Annotated in this window: 15 protein-coding genes; 4 read left to right on the top strand and 11 right to left on the bottom strand. The window is 41.6% G+C overall.

Annotated elements, in window-relative coordinates:
- Window positions 1-89: 89 nt before the first annotated feature.
- Window positions 90-929: a phenylalanine 4-monooxygenase gene (gene phhA / locus LK453_RS08655; RefSeq protein ID WP_201538286.1), complete on the bottom strand. Its 840-nt coding sequence runs from the start codon at window positions 927-929 to the stop codon at window positions 90-92.
- Window positions 930-1,183: 254 nt separating this feature from the next.
- Entirely contained in the window at window positions 1,184-2,308 is a 1,125-nt protein-coding gene (hppD, locus tag LK453_RS08650) for a 4-hydroxyphenylpyruvate dioxygenase (RefSeq protein WP_201538288.1), read from the bottom strand.
- 263 nt (window positions 2,309-2,571) lie between these two features.
- Here hppD and LK453_RS08645 point away from each other — a divergent pair, with 263 nt between their 5' ends.
- The 3 genes from LK453_RS08645 to LK453_RS08635 all read left to right on the top strand — a co-directional run bounded on the left by LK453_RS08645 (window position 2,572) and on the right by LK453_RS08635 (window position 5,708).
- The gene (locus LK453_RS08645) at window positions 2,572-3,516 is read left to right on the top strand and encodes a LysR family transcriptional regulator (RefSeq protein ID WP_007395315.1); all 945 of its coding nucleotides are present in this window, start codon (window positions 2,572-2,574) and stop codon (window positions 3,514-3,516) included.
- Between the two features lie 268 nt (window positions 3,517-3,784).
- Window positions 3,785-5,074, top strand: a complete 1,290-nt coding sequence (fahA, locus tag LK453_RS08640; protein ID WP_265335038.1) for a fumarylacetoacetase — start codon at window positions 3,785-3,787, stop codon at window positions 5,072-5,074.
- Window positions 5,075-5,132: 58 nt separating this feature from the next.
- The gene (locus LK453_RS08635) at window positions 5,133-5,708 is read left to right on the top strand and encodes a VOC family protein (protein WP_044298352.1); all 576 of its coding nucleotides are present in this window, start codon (window positions 5,133-5,135) and stop codon (window positions 5,706-5,708) included.
- Between the two features lie 80 nt (window positions 5,709-5,788).
- Here LK453_RS08635 and LK453_RS08630 read toward each other — a convergent pair whose 3' ends face one another.
- Window positions 5,789-6,604: an IclR family transcriptional regulator gene (locus tag LK453_RS08630; RefSeq protein ID WP_201535116.1), complete on the bottom strand. Its 816-nt coding sequence runs from the start codon at window positions 6,602-6,604 to the stop codon at window positions 5,789-5,791.
- Between the two features lie 88 nt (window positions 6,605-6,692).
- Here LK453_RS08630 and maiA point away from each other — a divergent pair, with 88 nt between their 5' ends.
- On the top strand, window positions 6,693-7,334 hold the full coding sequence (gene maiA, locus LK453_RS08625; protein ID WP_201528779.1) for a maleylacetoacetate isomerase: 642 nt from the start codon (window positions 6,693-6,695) through the stop codon (window positions 7,332-7,334).
- Window positions 7,335-7,463: 129 nt separating this feature from the next.
- On the opposite strand, the gene LK453_RS08620 is transcribed toward maiA, so the two are convergent.
- From LK453_RS08620 to nuoH, 8 genes are all read right to left on the bottom strand, one after another.
- Entirely contained in the window at window positions 7,464-8,285 is an 822-nt protein-coding gene (locus LK453_RS08620) for a ferredoxin--NADP reductase (RefSeq protein WP_201535119.1), read from the bottom strand.
- A gap of 226 nt (window positions 8,286-8,511) precedes the next feature.
- Complete coding sequence (gene nuoN, locus LK453_RS08615; RefSeq protein ID WP_201535122.1) at window positions 8,512-9,987, bottom strand: NADH-quinone oxidoreductase subunit NuoN; 1,476 nt, start codon at window positions 9,985-9,987, stop codon at window positions 8,512-8,514.
- Window positions 9,987-11,744, bottom strand: a complete 1,758-nt coding sequence (gene nuoM, locus LK453_RS08610; RefSeq protein WP_201535125.1) for an NADH-quinone oxidoreductase subunit M — start codon at window positions 11,742-11,744, stop codon at window positions 9,987-9,989. The genes nuoN and nuoM overlap by 1 nt, the downstream gene beginning before the upstream one ends.
- Window position 11,745: 1 nt before the next feature.
- Complete coding sequence (nuoL, locus tag LK453_RS08605; protein ID WP_201535138.1) at window positions 11,746-13,620, bottom strand: NADH-quinone oxidoreductase subunit L; 1,875 nt, start codon at window positions 13,618-13,620, stop codon at window positions 11,746-11,748.
- Window positions 13,621-13,624: 4 nt separating this feature from the next.
- Window positions 13,625-13,933 carry an NADH-quinone oxidoreductase subunit NuoK gene (nuoK, locus tag LK453_RS08600; RefSeq protein WP_044298463.1) on the bottom strand — a complete coding sequence of 103 codons (309 nt, stop codon included), beginning with the start codon at window positions 13,931-13,933 and terminating at the stop codon, window positions 13,625-13,627.
- A 152-nt stretch (window positions 13,934-14,085) separates the two neighbouring features.
- Entirely contained in the window at window positions 14,086-14,811 is a 726-nt protein-coding gene (nuoJ, locus tag LK453_RS08595) for an NADH-quinone oxidoreductase subunit J (RefSeq protein WP_201528789.1), read from the bottom strand.
- A complete protein-coding gene (gene nuoI, locus LK453_RS08590) occupies window positions 14,808-15,356 on the bottom strand; it encodes an NADH-quinone oxidoreductase subunit NuoI (RefSeq protein WP_007395327.1) in 549 nt (182 codons plus the stop codon). Before nuoI ends, nuoJ begins: the two co-directional genes overlap by 4 nt.
- Before the next feature lie 334 nt (window positions 15,357-15,690).
- Entirely contained in the window at window positions 15,691-16,737 is a 1,047-nt protein-coding gene (gene nuoH, locus LK453_RS08585; protein ID WP_007395328.1) for an NADH-quinone oxidoreductase subunit NuoH, read from the bottom strand.
- Between the last annotated feature and the right edge of the window lies 1 nt (window position 16,738).

Here is a 16,738-nt window from a genome sequence, read left to right as displayed (position 1 = left end):
CTTTGATATAGGTTATTAAATCGTTATTTAAATATTTTGACTTTTGTCGATTGCAGAGGGGTTTGCAAAACCTTTCAGTGTTCTGGACTTTAATATACCGGCTCGAACAACCCTAACGACATGGCTTTTTTGACATAACCCCTCACATCACTATTAGCAATATCAAACAATCTGTCCAAGTCATCAATCACATAATAAATGGGCTGGATATGATCAATTCGATACGGGGTGCGCAGCACATCAATCAAATCGAATTCACGGTACTCAGGGTCACCACTTAAGGCATAAATAGTCTCTGAAGGAGAGCTTAGTATGCCCCCTCCATAAATTCTGCGCTCTGACGGTGTACTCCCTACCAATCCAAATTCAATGGTGAACCAGTACATGCGTGCTAGAAACACTCTTTCCTCTTTACTGGCTTCGAGTCCTAACTTGCCGTAGGCTTCATTAAAAGCAGCAAATGCTGGATGGGTTAATAATGGACAATGGCCCACAATTTCATGAAAAATATCGGGCTCTTGAATATAATCCATATCTTCGGCACGGCGTATAAAGGTCGCCACTGGAAATTTTTTATTGGCCAATAGTTTAAAAAAATGACCAAAGCTGATTAAGGCAGGTACTGCTTCGGTTTGCCAACCTGTCGTTGCTTGTAGTACTTCATCAATATTAGCCAACTGAGGTATTTTTTCTTTTGGTAGGTTAAGAATATCTAGTCCTTCAAGATATTCAGGACAGGCCCGATCAGGTATTTGCTTGGCTTGACGACTTAACAGTGTCTGCCAGATATGATGCTCATCTTGACTGTAATCTATAACCCCATTCATATCAGGAGTATGCGAAACATAGGGCTTTTTGTTCTGCAGTTTAGTTGGTGGGCTATCATATCGAATCGAGGATGATTTTCTGGTTAAAGCGGTGCGTTCCATGCCAGCTTTCCTTGTATCAATGACGGGTTACAACCACTAAAAATAGTGTGTTCAAAAACTCTAATCCGTTTCACTTTAGCACCCTATCAGTTGCGGTAAATGCGGTTTAGTAACTATGTGACTGGGCTTATGTGATTCGGATTATGTGAGTCAGACAAAGTCCGTTTACCTGACTCAGTTATTGGTATTGGGTATTGACTGAATAACAGTAAACATTCAATACTTAAAAAACATTCAATACTTAAACTTAATCCCTAGGCAGTCGCAGGCGTATTGTTATCGTCGCACTCAGTAATGCCTGTTTCTAATGCGCCACGGCGTAATTGATCACGCTCTATAGACTCAAACAAAGCTTTGAAATTACCTTCCCCAAAACCCTCTTCATAATTACCCTTGCGCTGGATAAATTCGAAGAATACAGGGCTGCCTAGTATGGTTTCTGAGAAAATCTGTAGCAGCAACCTCGGTGTCTCTCCCTCTGTCGTACCATCTAATAAAATGCCTCGACTTTGCAGCTCCGATACAGTCTCACCATGCCCAGGTAACCGTTCGCTTAACATCTCATAATAGGTATCTTTGGGTGCAGTCATCAGCGGTATACTTGCTTGCTTTAACTGATCAATACTGGCCAATAAATCCTCACTCAATAGCGCAATATGCTGAATACCTTCACCATTAAACTGCATCAGGTACTCTTCAATTTGCCCCCCTCCTTGACGTGCCTCTTCATTTAAAGGAATACGAATCTTACCATCTGGGGCGGTCATTGCTTTACTGGTTAGGCCGGTATATTCTCCTTTGATGTCAAAATAGCGAATTTCACGAAAGTTAAAAATACGTTCATAAAAGTTAGCCCAATAGGCCATGCGTCCTCGATAAACATTATGAGTTAAGTGATCGATCACTTTAAAGCCAAATCCTTTAGGGTGCTTATCGACACCTGGTAAGAACTCAAAATCAATATCATAAATCGAACTGCCCTCTTCAAAGCGGTCAATTAAATAAATCAATGAGCCGCCAATACCTTTAATAGCCGGTAGCTTTAGCTCCATAATGCCAGCAGGCACCTCAACAGGCTGAGCCCCCATTTCCAAGGCTCGTTTGTAAGCTTTACGAGAGTCTTGAACCCGAAAACCCATGCTGCAGGCACCTGGACCATGCTCTTCTACAAAGTAGCTGGCATGACTCTTAGGCTCTCGGTTTAAGATAAGATTAATGTCACCCTGACGATATAAGGCAACATCTTTTGAACGGTGATTGGCAACATGGGTAAAACCTAGCTTTTCAAACAATGCTTCTACTAGCTCGGGTTGTGGAGAGGCAAATTCTACAAAATCAAAACCACACAATCCCATAGGGTTTTCAAATAAATCTGTCATTTTAAATCATCCTTAATTTTATAGGGTTCCGTATTTTTCAAGCCAATACCTGTGTCATGCCCAATACTTATTGACATTGCACTTAGCCAGACACTGACAAAAGCATTATTCTCGACTGTCTATCCATCTCTCATATCGAGGAATAACATAGCTTTATTAGGAACAACAAACATTAATCAACAATAGTTGACCTGTTATTTATATTAGAGTAGCTTTATTTATAAGACTAATCGTATTTTATGATTTATTTATAAGGTTTTCCTATGAATGTCACCCTACGCCAACTTAATGCTTTTATAAACGTTGCTGAAACAGGCAGTTTTACTCGGGCTAGCGATAAAATGCATTTGACCCAATCTGCTGTTAGCGGACTTATAAAAGAGTTAGAAACCAATTTGAACGTGGTGCTCTTTGATCGCACTACCAGACAATTGTCACTTTCTGTTGTTGGGCATCACCTTTTACCTCAAGCTCGTCGCATATTGAATGAAATGCAACTTTTTGAGAATGAGGCTTCCAGCCTAACTAGCTTAGCTCAAGGTAAAGTAAGACTCGCCGTATCACAATTTGCGGCTTCCTCTATGCCAGCAGTTATTGCCCAATTTACCAAATGCTACCCAGATATCAATGTAACTCTACTTGACTGCTCAGCTGAGCATGTACTACAGCATATCGAAAATATTGAAGTCGATTTAGGCGTCGGTGTTGAGCTAACAGAAGTAGACGAAGATGAGAATTTAACGGCAGAGTTACTGTATGAACTGCCTTTTTGTGTGGTTGTACCAGAAGAACATCGCTTTGCGGATTATAAAAAAGTAAGTTGGAACGACCTAATTGACGAACCGCTCATTACCTTAAATGGGCCCTTTATAGATCATGTTACTTTAGAATTAAATGAGGACATTGCCAATCAGATTAAAAATGCGCCTTACAAAGTTAACTTTATGTCTACCGCGCTTGAGATGACACGCCAAGGTTTCGGTCTAACCCTATGTTTACCCTACATGCCCGAAGTCATTGACTGGGTAAGTGCCAATCGGTTAGTGCTGAAGCCACTTTCAGAGCCTGTAAAGCTACGTAAGTTCTATATCTACCAGCGCTCGTCACGTGCCCTGTCTCCTGCCAGCCTCAAATTTAAAGAATTCCTACAACGCTATTTTGATGATTACTTCAATGAACTGGCCAAAATGCACTTAGTGTCATTCTGATTGTCTAACTGACCTATAAGTCGATTAATACAGCTATAAACCTATTAATGAGCCTATAAGCTTGATTGGCTTGGTATTCGGTATTTACTTTTGGTTATTCCTTAGGGACTAAGCTAACGGTATTGAAATAACACTTGCTAAACAGGAGGAGAGTTTTTCCACTTGCAAAGGTAGAATTAATAAATTACGATATTCATAAATAATTATATATAGCGTAATTAAATTGGATTTATTACGTTTACCACTTAGCTTTAGAAAAGGATTTTCTATGTCTATCATCGACAAAACACTTACTTCTTTTATTGACGTTGCTGCCGACAGTGACTTCTCAATTCATAACTTACCTTACGGTATTTTTAGTGAAACCCCAGAAGGCAGACGGCGTGTCGGGGTAGCTATTGGTGATAAGGTGCTAGATTTAGCCGCACTTGAAGAAGCAGGATTGCTTAAACTAACAGGTGCCTCTTACTTTGATCAACCTACCCTAAACAGTTTTATCGAGTCAGGACGTCAAAACTGGTCTACAGCACGCCGCACGATTCAAGACTTACTTTCTGCTGATAACGCTACCTTGCGTGACAATGAGGCGTTAAAGCAAAAGGCCTTATTTAATCAATCAGCGGTAAGTTTGCACCTTCCCTTACACGTCCCTGGCTATACCGATTTCTATTCATCAAAAGAGCATGCCACCAACGTTGGCACTATGTTCCGCGATCCTAACAATGCCTTATTACCTAACTGGACGGAACTTCCGGTGGGTTATAACGGACGTGCCAGCACGGTGATCGTAAGCGGTCAAGATGTGATTCGCCCATCAGGTCAGCTTAAGCCCAACCCTGATGAACGCCCTATTTTTTCAGCGTGTCGCCGCCTAGACTTTGAGCTTGAAACCGCTTTTGTTGTGGGTAAGCCAAACCATATTGGTCAACCTATCTCTATTGACGATGCGTGGGAACACATCTTCGGTATGGTCTTGCTAAACGATTGGTCTGCTCGTGATATACAAAAATGGGAATATGTCCCTTTAGGACCGTTTAATGCCAAGACCTTTGCATCGTCTATCTCACCTTGGGTGGTAACTTTAGAGGCGCTTGAACCCTTTAAAACCTCAGTACCGGAGCAGTCGCCTGAGCCATTGGCGTACCTGCGTGAAAGTAAAACTAAAAACACTTACGACATTAACTTATCTGTTGAGCTGTTAACCGAAAAGTCGGATCAACCTACGGTAGTTTGTGAGACTAACTTTAAATATATGTACTGGTCGATGGCTCAGCAGCTTACCCACCACACTATCACTGGTTGTGCAGTCCAAGTTGGAGATCTAATGGGTTCAGGCACCATATCTGGCCCTACCCCTGAATCTTATGGCTCAATGCTTGAAATTGCTTGGAATGCAACCAAGCCTGTAGCAGTAGGTAAGGGAGAAACTAGAACCTTTATTGAAGATGGCGATACAGTGATTATGAAAGGGTACAGTGAAAAAGAGGGCGTACGCGTTGGTTTTGGGGAGGTTCGTGGCAAAGTATTACCTGCCCTAGAATTTGATTTTTCAAATTAGCCATCGCATATGGCTCCCATTAAATTTATTAGAACCCTCTCATCAAAAGGATTTTGATATGAGTTTTGCAATAGAAAAGATTCATCATGTTGCGTATCGATGCAAGGATGCCAAGCAAACAGTTGAGTGGTATCAAAAGAATTTAAACATGCGCTTTGTTTTGGCTTTTGCAGAAGATTATGTTCCTTCTACGAAAGCCTATGACCCTTACATGCATGTCTTTTTAGATGCTGGAAATGGTAACGTACTGGCTTTTTTTGAGCTACCCAATCAGCCAGAGATGGGCTTTGACCCCAATACCCCAAACTGGGTCCAACACTTAGCACTCAAAGTTAAAGATGAGCCCACATTATTGGCAGCCAAAGCCCAACTTGAGGCCAATGGCATCGATGTGGTTGGCGTAACCAACCATGGTATTTTTCACTCAATATACTTCTTTGATCCTAACGGACACCGCTTAGAACTCACTTATGATGATGTTAATTCCGAGCAAAAGGTATCCTTGATTACCGAAGATATGAAAAAGGACATGATAGAAGCATGGTCAAAAACCAAACGTGCACCAACCCACACCCACTTTTTACACAGTGAGGAGTTGGCTGACATTAAAGACAACGCACCCCTTGGTGAATAGTAGCTATGGTCGACCTGTATACTCCTCTATACTTGGCCTATCACAGTCTGGATTAAGCTTAAACTTAGTCAATTAATCGACTAAATGCCATCGATTAAATGCCTATACATTATTCGCTTAATGGTTTCGACCAGCTGCTGCGTCTTATCCTTAGGCAGCTGTTCTGTGGTACCAATGACTGTCATGGCATATTCGGTAGAGAGATAGACCTGTTGCCCGCTATCAGTAGCTACCGGTACCCCATGTATTGGAAGACTAATAGCACTGATGCCCATTAACATATCACCCGTTACGGTGGCATAGCCTTGACTGCGTATATTGGCCAGCATTTGCTCATAAAGTTCCCATTTATCGTCGATGTCTGTATCAGCATTACTGGCTAGCCATTCGGCATTGGCTAAGGATTTAATACGGTTTTCATTGTGCATACTGGCAAATAACCGGCCGGTTGCTGAAGTGGTTAATGGCATGCGAGAACCAATACGAGTGATAATACTCACTGGCGTATCAGACTCAACAGAGTGAATAACGACTGGTCCCTCTTTAAACCATTTGGCTATTTGTACACTCAACTGCGTGGTATTTTTTATCTCAACTGCTACCGCATTCAGTTGCTCAAGCATATTTTTTTGATTGAGCCCACTATAGCTTAGTGAGTTAACTCGAGCACCGAGTGCATAGCGGCCATCTTCTATTTGTTTGGCATAGTTTTTACGAACTAAGCTAACCAAATAGCGGTGAACTTTAGCCGGATGCATGTCGACAGCGTGGGCAATCTCTTTCAACATCATCGGCTCATTTTGTTCGATAAGAACATCCAACACAGTGAGGCCAATTTCGAGTGACTGCACCCCACTTTGAAGTTTATTTGAGTCTGTTGCTTGAGAAGAAGACATGAAACAATTACCTGCTATGCTAAATAGTATATGTGGCTGATTATAACGATTATATCTCTATTTAACATCCTCATAAGGAAATGTGATTATGAAACTCTATGGATACTTCCGCAGTGGTACCTCACATCGCACTCGTATTGCTATGAATTTAAAGCAATTAGATTATGACTGTGTCTCGATTAATCTTGCTAAAGATGAACAATTACAGGCGGCTTTTAAGACAATTAACCCACAAGGTTTGGTGCCTGTTTTAGAAGTAGACGATCTAGTAATGTTTCAAAGCCCTGCGATATTAGAATGGTTAGATGAAGCCTATCCACAATTTCCTTTACTGCCTAAAGATGTTGTTGGCAAAGTTAAAGTCCGCGCTTTGAGTGCTATGATAGGCTGTGATATCCATCCTCTCAATAACCGCCGAATATTGCAATATCTGCGCTCTGAGCTTAATGCAGATGAAGCTGTGGTTTTGAAATGGTGCCAACGTTGGATCATGGAAGGATTTAGCGCTTTAGAAAAACTACTAGCGCAAGATAAGCATAGAGGCAGCTTTTGTTATGGCAACCAACCCACGCTTGCAGATTGTTATCTGATCCCTCAAGTGTATTCGGCACGACGCTTTAAAGTAGACTTGACCCCTTATCCCAATATTTTAGCCATTGATGCCCACTGTCATACCCTAAAGGCTTTTCAAGATGCCGCACCAGAAAATCAATCTGATGCTCCTCAATAAAAATTAGGCCAAACCTAGGACTTAACCTAGTTATATATCAATATAGAAATGCCCATTAATATTAATATATTAATGGGCATTGCTTTAAATCTATGGTTTTGCGTTAAATTGCAGTTTAATACGCCACTGCTACCAATAGTTTTCAACCGCAATATTACCAACTCCGCGGCGGTTCATAACCAGACCCATGTCTTTTAACGTCTCTTTGGTGTCTTCAACCATTTCTGGATTGCCGCATAACATAATATGCGTATGCTCTGTCGCTAGTTTCTGTCCAGCAAAATTCTCTAACTCACCACTTAATAATAATTCAGGCAAGCGCTTAGTTAGCGCGCCTTCTACCTCTTCACGCGTCACGATAGGGATAAATGTGAATTTAGCCGGTGACTCAACCAAACCGCCAAAATCTTCTGCTAGAGTTTTAATACGGTCAACGTAGGCTAACTCTTGCTGATTACGTGCACTATAGGCCAAAATTATATGCTCATAATCTTCCCACGTCTTTAAATCTTGTAGCATAGATAAAAATGGTGCCAGTCCAGTACCGGTGGCCAACAGCCATAAATCCTTGGGTAAAGGTTCTTGATAACGGGCCAAAGTTAAGAAGCCAAACGGAGTGGTATTTAATAACAGCTCATCACCGACCTGCAAGTGCTGTAACTGCGAGGTAAATGCACCGTCTGGAATCACAATTGAGAAAAACTCTAACGTTTCATCGTAAGGAGAAGACACGATTGAGTAGGCTCGATAAATATCTTCGTCTGCTGCCTCTGAATTAGGTTGGTCTTGATGATACTTTAAACGGCTAGGATTTACCCCTAAACGTACGAACTGCCCTGCAGTAAACTTAAAGCTGTCAGGACGAGTGACGGTAAAGCTGAATAAATTTGGGGTCCAAGTGGTTTTGGAAAGTACTTTAACTTTTTGAATATTGTCAGAATCAGTAGTCATAAGATCTTCTTAATTATTATATTTTTAGTTAACAGGTATTAAGTATTACTATTTAGAACCTAATCTTTGATACTTAGCTTTGATGATTAGTTTTAACGATTAGCTAGGCTAGTTATTAGAGCAGTTTATTAGACCAATAAAAATGCTTGTAGAGCATTTCGCCCTACAAGCATAACATATCATACTGTGCAACTCATCTAGAGCGCGGTTGTCTTAACCGATTGGCTTACCAAATAATAGCTTGGGTCGCCCAACCGATAAAGTCATTTGGTAATATACCCACATACAATACAATCAGGGTCACTAAAATTACCATTAAACCACCTGCTTGAATACCCCATTCGCCCAATGCATCAAACTCAATAGTTCTGGTTGGACGCTTGAATAGAGTCAACATGACACGCAAGTAGTAGAATAAACCAATCGCACTACCTAGGATAATCATAGCCGCTAAGAACCACTGCTGACCATCTACAGCAGCCACTACCGCGAAGAATTTAGTGATAAATCCTGCAGTTAATGGAATACCCGCCATAGACAATAGCATCACTGTCATAACCCCAGTCAACACTGGACGACGCCAAAATAAACCTTGGTAATGAGACAGTTCAGCCGCTTCTCCAGCATCTTTATAAGTGCTAGACATTAAGGTAATCACACCAAACAGACCCAATGAGGTTAAAGCATACATCGCCATATACATATTGGTGATTGAATAAGCACCTGGACCAATACTAACGGCCACTACCAATACATAACCCATATGCGCAATTGAAGAGTAACCCAATAAACGCTTTAAGTTAGTTTGACGTAATGCCAATAAGTTACCAAACAGGATAGATAAAGTAGCAATCACTAACAACAAGGTATTAACTGTCGGCAATGCCAATACAGCAGCATCCAACATAAATCTTATCGCCAATGCCATCATCGCCACTTTAGTTACTGACGCTAAGTATGTCGCGACAGGAGCTGGTGCACCTTGATAAACGTCTGGCGTCCAAATGTGGAATGGCGCTGCCGATAATTTAAAGGCAATACCAAACACCATCATCGCTGCGCCCAAAATCATCAATGGCGATTCAAATACATTGCCTAAAGCATTGGCAATTTCTTTGAATTCAAGGGTACCTGTTGAGGCATAAATAAACGCCATACCCATCAGTAAGGTGGCTGAAGCGGTCGCCGATAGCACCAAGTACTTCAAACCTGATTCTAATGAACGATCGCGCATAAAGGCATAAGCCAACATACCGTATAAAGGTACCGATAATAACTCAAGACTCATGAAGAATGAGGCTAAGTTATGTGCTGTTACCATTAGTAATGCGCCAATAGTTGACAACAATAGCAACATGTACAGCTCTTCTTTATGGTCTTTAAAAGTCTTAAAGTAAGGGTATGCTAAGGTACAGCAAGCCAATGACGATAAGAAAATAAATACCATGTTGAACTGAGCAAAGGGGTCAACAATAAACATACGGCTAACAATCATTTGATCAGGAACCGCGAACCACCCCATGATTTGACCGATGAGGGTAAATAAACCTAGGTTTAACCCTACAACTGCTACAGTACCGGTCAAGAAATGTGAGCGTTTTAAAGCAATCGAGATCATTACGACTAATAAAGTAACCGCAACAATAATCACTGGTGCAAAAGGCAATAATACAGGCCAAGCATTTGCTAGAAGATTATTCATTAACGTACCTCCGCTGCGGCAACTGCTGACTGTATAGATTCTACAGTGTCAAAATTAACAACTTCATGATAATTGTAGGCATTACTAATCCACTGCATCGCATGGCTAGACGTGTCTAATACAGTTTGTGGATATAAGCCTAACCAAACCAAGCCGATGGCCAATGTAAGCAGTAACATAAGTTCGCGTTTGTTTAAATCGTAAAGATTAATGGGCTTATCATGTTCTTCCTCACCTTCGTAGCTATGATTAATCATATGCGTAGGAGGAATGTCAGTAACTGCCAATGTGGCATTGGCTGGTTGTACCGCATGATTTTGTTGAGCCACTGGCTGGACCGTATTGGCATCAGTGCTAACCGTCGCAAACTTAGGCACAGTTTCTTTACCAAATAATGCACGGTGAATAATAATCAACGAATATAATCCTGCCCATACTAAACTGAAGGTAGCAATAACCACATATACTGGATATTTTTCGAAAGAGCCCAATAGGATTAAGAATTCACCGATAAAGTTACCAGTACCTGGAATACCTAATAGAGCCGCACAGAAGAACATTAATAATGGCGCGAAATAACGGAACTGACCCCACATGCCACCCATCAATGGAAGTTCACGGGTGTGCATACGTTCGTACAATTGACCGGCCATAATAAACAGAGCCGCTGACGATAAGCCGTGAGCCAACATCTGAACCATCAATCCTTGCAAGCTGAGCAATGTACCAGCATAGATGGCCAATACCACAAAGCCCATATGCGAAATACTGGTATAAGCCAATAAACGCTTAATGTCAGTCTGAACGAAAGCCAACCAAGCACCGTAGAAGATACCGATAGCACCTAAAGTCATAGCAATTGGCGCAAAATCTTGTGAGGCTGCTGGAAATAATGGCAGTACGAAACGAATCAGACCATAGGCGGCTGTCTTAATTAAGATACCTGCCAAGTCAACAGAACCTGCTGTTGGTGCTTGAGCGTGAGCATCTGGTAGCCAGCCGTGGAATGGCATGATAGGCAACTTAACCGCAAAACCAATAAAGAAGCACAGCATGATGGGATATTCCCAACCGCCCAACTGAACGCCCAATAACTCATTGTAGTTAAAGGTAAAGATACCTGAAGTACGGTAGTTCATGATGACCAGTAATAAGATACCAACCAACATGATAAGACCTGAGGCCTGAGTATAAATAAAGAACTTAGTTGCTGCATATTCTTTGGTTTTGCCATTGGTCGCATTGTGACCCCAAATGGCAATTAAGAAATAGATGGGAACTAACATCATCTCCCAGAAGAAGAAGAACAAGAATAAATCGATGGCTAAGAAAACCCCGATTACCCCACCTAAACTCCATAGCAGGTTAAGATGGAAAAAGCCGACACGGCGCTGAATTTCACCCCATGAACAACCTACCGCCATAATACCTAGGAACGCGGTTAGCGATACCATTAATAACGACATGCCATCTAAGGCCAAATGGAAACTGATGCCGAAAGAGTCAATCCAAGGCACACTAAATTCAGCAAACCAAGGTAGCTTAGCTGTAGGTGCCAATACTTGCTGACTCATACCGGCGAACGCGCCTTCACGCCACAATACTAGAGATAGACCAAAAGTGATGATCATACCAATTAAGGCAATCCAGCGTGGCAGACGATTACTTATCTTCTCTACTAACCAGCAGAGCGTACCCGCAATGAACGGGGTCGCAATTAATGCTGGCAACATCCAAGCTAATTGAAATTCTGTCATCTTAAATCACCGTCGTCATGACTAGTATCAATAACACTGCCATCCCCAATCCAAAGCTTGCAGCATATCCTCGAAGTGAACCTGTTTGAGTCATGGACATCACTTTGTTACCAGCAGAAGCGATTGCGGGTAGGATGTTCCATGTTTTATCGACAGGATCCGCTTTAAGTAATTTGCCAATTAATATAAATGGTTTAACGAATACTAAATCATATAAAGCATCAAAGCCTAAACCGTTATAGCACCAATAATAAATAGCACCGCCCAAACTTGACGCTTTAAACTTAGCCAACAATTTACCGCTATTGGCCACATATAGTAAGAAAGCTAGGATTAGGCCGGCAGCCATAGCGCCCATAGCGATATATTCTGCAGTATGCTTCGCATGCGCATCGCCATTTAATTCTAATAAATGGCCCACACTCTCTGGTAAAACGCCTTGCAATGGTGGCGTAATTAACGCACCTACGGCAGTAGACAATACCAATAATACGATTAGTGGCAACTGATAAGAGATACCAGATAGCTTGTGTGCATGAGTTTTTTCTTCACCAAAGAAGGTGAACCAAATCATACGGAAGGTGTATAAAGAGGTTAAGAACGCACCAAACACACCCATGTAAAACAGTACTTGGTTTCCAGTTGCATAACTTTCCCAAAGAATCGCTTCTTTAGAATAGAAACCAACGGTGATCCAAGGAATAGCGGCCAATGCACCACCACCGACGATGAAACACCAAAATACCAATGGTATCTTTTTACGCAGACCGCCCATCTTGAAGATATTCTGCTCATGGTGAACGGCTGTAATTACCGCACCTGCTGATAAGAATAACAGGGCTTTAAAGAAAGCGTGGGTCATTAGGTGGAAGATAGCCCCTTGCCATGCACCAACACCTAGCGCTAAGAACATGTAACCAATTTGGCTCATGGTCGAATAAGCTAAGATACGTTTGATATCGGTTTGTGCTAGCGCACAGAAACCTGCAACTACCAAGGTAATCGCACCCATTGCACCTACCCAATAAAGCAAGATGCCAGGAGTTAACATGAATAATGGATGTAGACGGGCGATTAAATAAACCCCAGCCGTTACCATCGTCGCGGCGTGAATCAATGCAGAAACAGGCGTTGGGCCTGCCATCGCGTCGGCCAACCAAGTGTGTAACGGAATCTGTGCTGATTTACCCATAGCACCACCTACCAACATCATCGTTGCCAACACTAAAGTAGAGTTATTGGCTTCGAACATTTGAGGCGCTTGAGTAATAATATCTTGAATATTTAGAGTGCCGAATTCACGGAACAATAAGAACAAACCGAAGGCTAAGAAAACGTCACCAATACGGGTCACGGTAAACGCTTTCATAGCAGCGCGACCATTGGCTCTATCATGATAGTAATAACCAATGAGCAAGTAAGAACAGATACCTACCCCTTCCCAACCTAAATAGAGAAGCAATAAGTTATCTGCCAATACCAGTAAAATCATACTGGCAACGAACAAGTTCATGTAGCTAAAGAAGCGAGCAAACCCGATGTCGCCTTTCATATACCATGAAGCAAATAGATGTATTAAGAAACCCACTCCAGTAATAACGCCTAACATGGTTAAGGCTAAGCCATCAAAGCTTAGACCAAAAGCAGGGGCGAAATCCCCAACTTGTAACCAAGTCCATAACGGAACATTGATAACGGTACTGGGATCATTGGTCTGTAAATAGCTAACAGAAGCTACTAATGCACATAGTGCAGATAGCCCCATACTACCAACGCCTAACCATTTGGCTGCGGTTTCTGATAATTTGTCACGCATCGACGCTAAAATCAGAAAGCTGATGGCAGGAAAAATAAAGGTTAACGCTAATAAACTCATTTCATTAACCTCTCATCTCATTGGCCGAATCAATATCTAAATGACCACGGCGATGGTAGAACTGTAATAGGATTGCTAAGCCCAACGAGGCCTCAGCAGCAGCTAAAGTTAGGATAAAGATGAACATAACTTGACCATCGGCACTTAGCCAATGACTGCCTGCAACAATAAAGGCAAGTCCGCCAGCACTCATCATAATCTCTAAACTCATTAGCATGAATAAAAAGTTGCGACGAACCATAACACCACATAGACCAATAGCGAAAATAATTCCTGCTAAGATCAGTCCATGTTCCATCGGAATAGGACCCACAATAGAATTCTCTATTGCTACCGTATTCGGCGCACCCTGCACCATTTCGACAGGCGTAACATGCAGCGACTGTGCCGAAGTAGCATCTAGATTTGCATTACTCACAGTCGTACCTTGAACGGTATCAACTGTTTCAGAGGTTGCAGTTGCCATTAACTATCCTCCTTATTGTGCAGGTTTGGTCTGGCATTATAGGACGCATCATTCTTGTTATATTGAATGTTAGTGTTGATAAACTCTTTTGCATCAATAGACTGATAGTCGAAATCCTGATCAGTGTGACCTCTTGGCGCAGCAAGATGGCGATTATGACTATCATTTTCGTCATCTAATGCTCTTTTACCCAAGTGATAAGCGGCAACCAAGGCAGCCAATAACAGCAGTGCGGCTACTTCTACTAACAGTAAATACTCTGTAAATAGAGCAATACCGACTTGTTTAGCAGAGACAGTTTCTGCGCCAATTGTTGCGGCCACTACTGAGCCATCGGCATGAGATAAACCATTACCCATTGAGATTAAATAAGTCAGAACAACCGCAATAATAAAGGTTAGTGCGGCTGGTACTGCCCACGTATCTGAGGACAACCATTTACTCTCACGTTCCTCGTTTTTAGTTCCTAAGTTCAACATCATAATGACGAATACGAACAGTACTAAAATGGCACCAGCATAAACGATGACCTGTAATGCACCTGCAAATGGCGCACCAAGGATAAAAAAGATACCTGCTAAAGCAAGTAACGTCACAATCATAGAAAGAATGGCATGAACAGGATTGGCCAGCATAATGACGCGTAAACTAGCAATAATTGCTACCAAGCCTAATGCATAGAACCCTACCAGTGCAGTATTATCGAACCAGTGTAGCCAACTCATGGCAATAGACTCCTTAAATCGACAGGTTGGGCCTCATTCTGAGCAGAACCTTTTGGTTTGTCTTTAATCGCCATACCGCTAACACGGTAATAGTTATAATCAGGATATTTACCTGGACCTGAGATTAATAGATGTTCTTTTTCGTATACTAAGTTTTGACGTACATATTCACCCAACTCGAAATCTGGAGTTAACTGAATGGCTGTCGTCGGACAAGCTTCTTCGCACATACCACAAAAGATACAGCGAGAGAAGTTAATACGGAAAAACTCAGGGTACCAGCGCCCATCTTCACGCTCAGCTTTTTGTAATGAGATACAAGCCACAGGACAAGCCACTGCACATAAGTTACAAGCCACACAACGCTCGTCTCCATCTGGATCACGGGTCAGTACAATACGACCCCTGAAACGTGGCGGCACAGGAACAGGCTGTTCAGGATACAATATGGTATCTCGAGGTCTAAACGCATGACTGTTAACCATCCACATAGAGCGAACAATGGTAAACATGCCCACGACTGTATTTTTCAACGTTTTAAACATGTTAACTTCTCTAATTGCTTATCAGTGATTTCATCGTTAATACTGATATTCCTTTATATGGATAACACAAAGGAATTTCAGCTTTAAAGGATCCATCAAACCTAATAAATAGAAGATTCAAAAACCCAGTAATTTTTCAATAGACTAAGTTCTACTTAACTTTGGTCTTTTATAACTTGCTGTCTAATAGCATTTAATCAAATGGTATTTAATTAAATAGCCCATTAAATCGATAGCCACTTACTTAATCTGTCGACCACTGTTATCTTGTTGGCACCCCATCAATCTAGAATATTAAACATTATCAATCTAGGTTGATGAGGCTAATATCAATTTATACTGCTGAGATTAATATTAAAGCAGCCGTAATCAGTAAGTTAATCAACGTTACCGGTAGACAGACTTTCCAACCGAAGTTCATAACTTGGTCATATCTTGGACGCAATAATGAACCACGCGCCAAGACGAACATTGTCATGAAGAATAAGGTCTTAATCATAAACCAAAATGCAGGAGGTAAAATGGTAAAGCCTAGATTTAAAGGAGCGTCCCAACCGCCGAAGAACAAGCAGGTCATTAATGCTGAAATAAGCACAACGTTGACGTATTCACCAATGAAGAACATACCAAATTTCATGCCTGAATATTCGACATGATACCCTTCTGCTAGTTCCTGCTCAGCTTCTGGTTGGTCAAATGGATGTCTGTGAGTTACAGCCACACCCGCAACAACGAAGGTTAAAAAGCCTAAAAACTGTGGGAAGACGTTCCAGTGCCAAAAGCCACCTGTTTGCGCCGTTACAATATCACGTAGGTTAAATGACCCTGTCATTGCCACAACACCCATTAGTGATAAGCCTAAGAAAACCTCATAACTAATAGTTTGTGCTGCCGAACGCAAGCCACCTAATAAAGAATATTTGTTTTCAGAAGCCCAACCACCGAACATAACCGCATAAACTGCCATACCCGCCATGGCAAAGAAGAACAAAATACCAATGTTCCAATCTGCCACACCTAAAGTTGGAGAAATAGGAATAATGGCAAATGAAGCCAGTGCCGTAAACATCGCAATCGCTGGCGCCAAGATAAACATAAATTTATCAGCAAACTTAGGTGTCCAATCTTCTTTAAAGAAGATTTTTAACATATCAGCGATTAGTTGTAATGATCCCCATGGGCCTACACGGTTAGGGCCATAACGGTCTTGCCATAAAGCCAGCATACGACGTTCATAAATAATCATTAATGCCGCAACAGTAACGACCACTAAGAAAATAACCAAAGATTGTCCGACTAGGAACAATGTATGCCAAGCGTCAACTGATAAAGTTTGGCTTAAAAAGCCTGGTACCTCAGGGATGATTCGAATAGATTCCATA

The organism is Psychrobacter sanguinis (assembly GCF_020736705.1).
Classification (GTDB): domain Bacteria; phylum Pseudomonadota; class Gammaproteobacteria; order Pseudomonadales; family Moraxellaceae; genus Psychrobacter; species Psychrobacter sanguinis.
The sequence above is the reverse complement of the archived record's forward strand: the minus strand, read 5'-3'. Positions and strand labels throughout refer to the sequence as shown.

What these genes read in the sequence shown, in the direction of transcription:
- hppD (WP_201538288.1), bottom strand. Translation starts at nt 2,308, where the DNA reads ATGACAGATTTATTTGAAAACCCTATGGGATTGTGTGGTTTTGATTTT.
- nuoN (WP_201535122.1), bottom strand. Translation starts at nt 9,987, where the DNA reads ATGAATAATCTTCTAGCAAATGCTTGGCCTGTATTATTGCCTTTTGCA.
- LK453_RS08620 (WP_201535119.1), bottom strand. Translation starts at nt 8,285, where the DNA reads ATGACTACTGATTCTGACAATATTCAAAAAGTTAAAGTACTTTCCAAA.
- nuoJ (WP_201528789.1), bottom strand. Translation starts at nt 14,811, where the DNA reads ATGAGTTGGCTACACTGGTTCGATAATACTGCACTGGTAGGGTTCTAT.
- LK453_RS08645 (WP_007395315.1), top strand. Translation starts at nt 2,572, where the DNA reads ATGAATGTCACCCTACGCCAACTTAATGCTTTTATAAACGTTGCTGAA.
- nuoL (WP_201535138.1), bottom strand. Translation starts at nt 13,620, where the DNA reads ATGAGTTTATTAGCGTTAACCTTTATTTTTCCTGCCATCAGCTTTCTG.
- nuoH (WP_007395328.1), bottom strand. Translation starts at nt 16,737, where the DNA reads ATGGAATCTATTCGAATCATCCCTGAGGTACCAGGCTTTTTAAGCCAA.
- nuoM (WP_201535125.1), bottom strand. Translation starts at nt 11,744, where the DNA reads ATGACAGAATTTCAATTAGCTTGGATGTTGCCAGCATTAATTGCGACC.
- fahA (WP_265335038.1), top strand. Translation starts at nt 3,785, where the DNA reads ATGTCTATCATCGACAAAACACTTACTTCTTTTATTGACGTTGCTGCC.
- maiA (WP_201528779.1), top strand. Translation starts at nt 6,693, where the DNA reads ATGAAACTCTATGGATACTTCCGCAGTGGTACCTCACATCGCACTCGT.
- LK453_RS08635 (WP_044298352.1), top strand. Translation starts at nt 5,133, where the DNA reads ATGAGTTTTGCAATAGAAAAGATTCATCATGTTGCGTATCGATGCAAG.
- phhA (WP_201538286.1), bottom strand. Translation starts at nt 929, where the DNA reads ATGGAACGCACCGCTTTAACCAGAAAATCATCCTCGATTCGATATGAT.
- nuoI (WP_007395327.1), bottom strand. Translation starts at nt 15,356, where the DNA reads ATGTTTAAAACGTTGAAAAATACAGTCGTGGGCATGTTTACCATTGTT.
- LK453_RS08630 (WP_201535116.1), bottom strand. Translation starts at nt 6,604, where the DNA reads ATGTCTTCTTCTCAAGCAACAGACTCAAATAAACTTCAAAGTGGGGTG.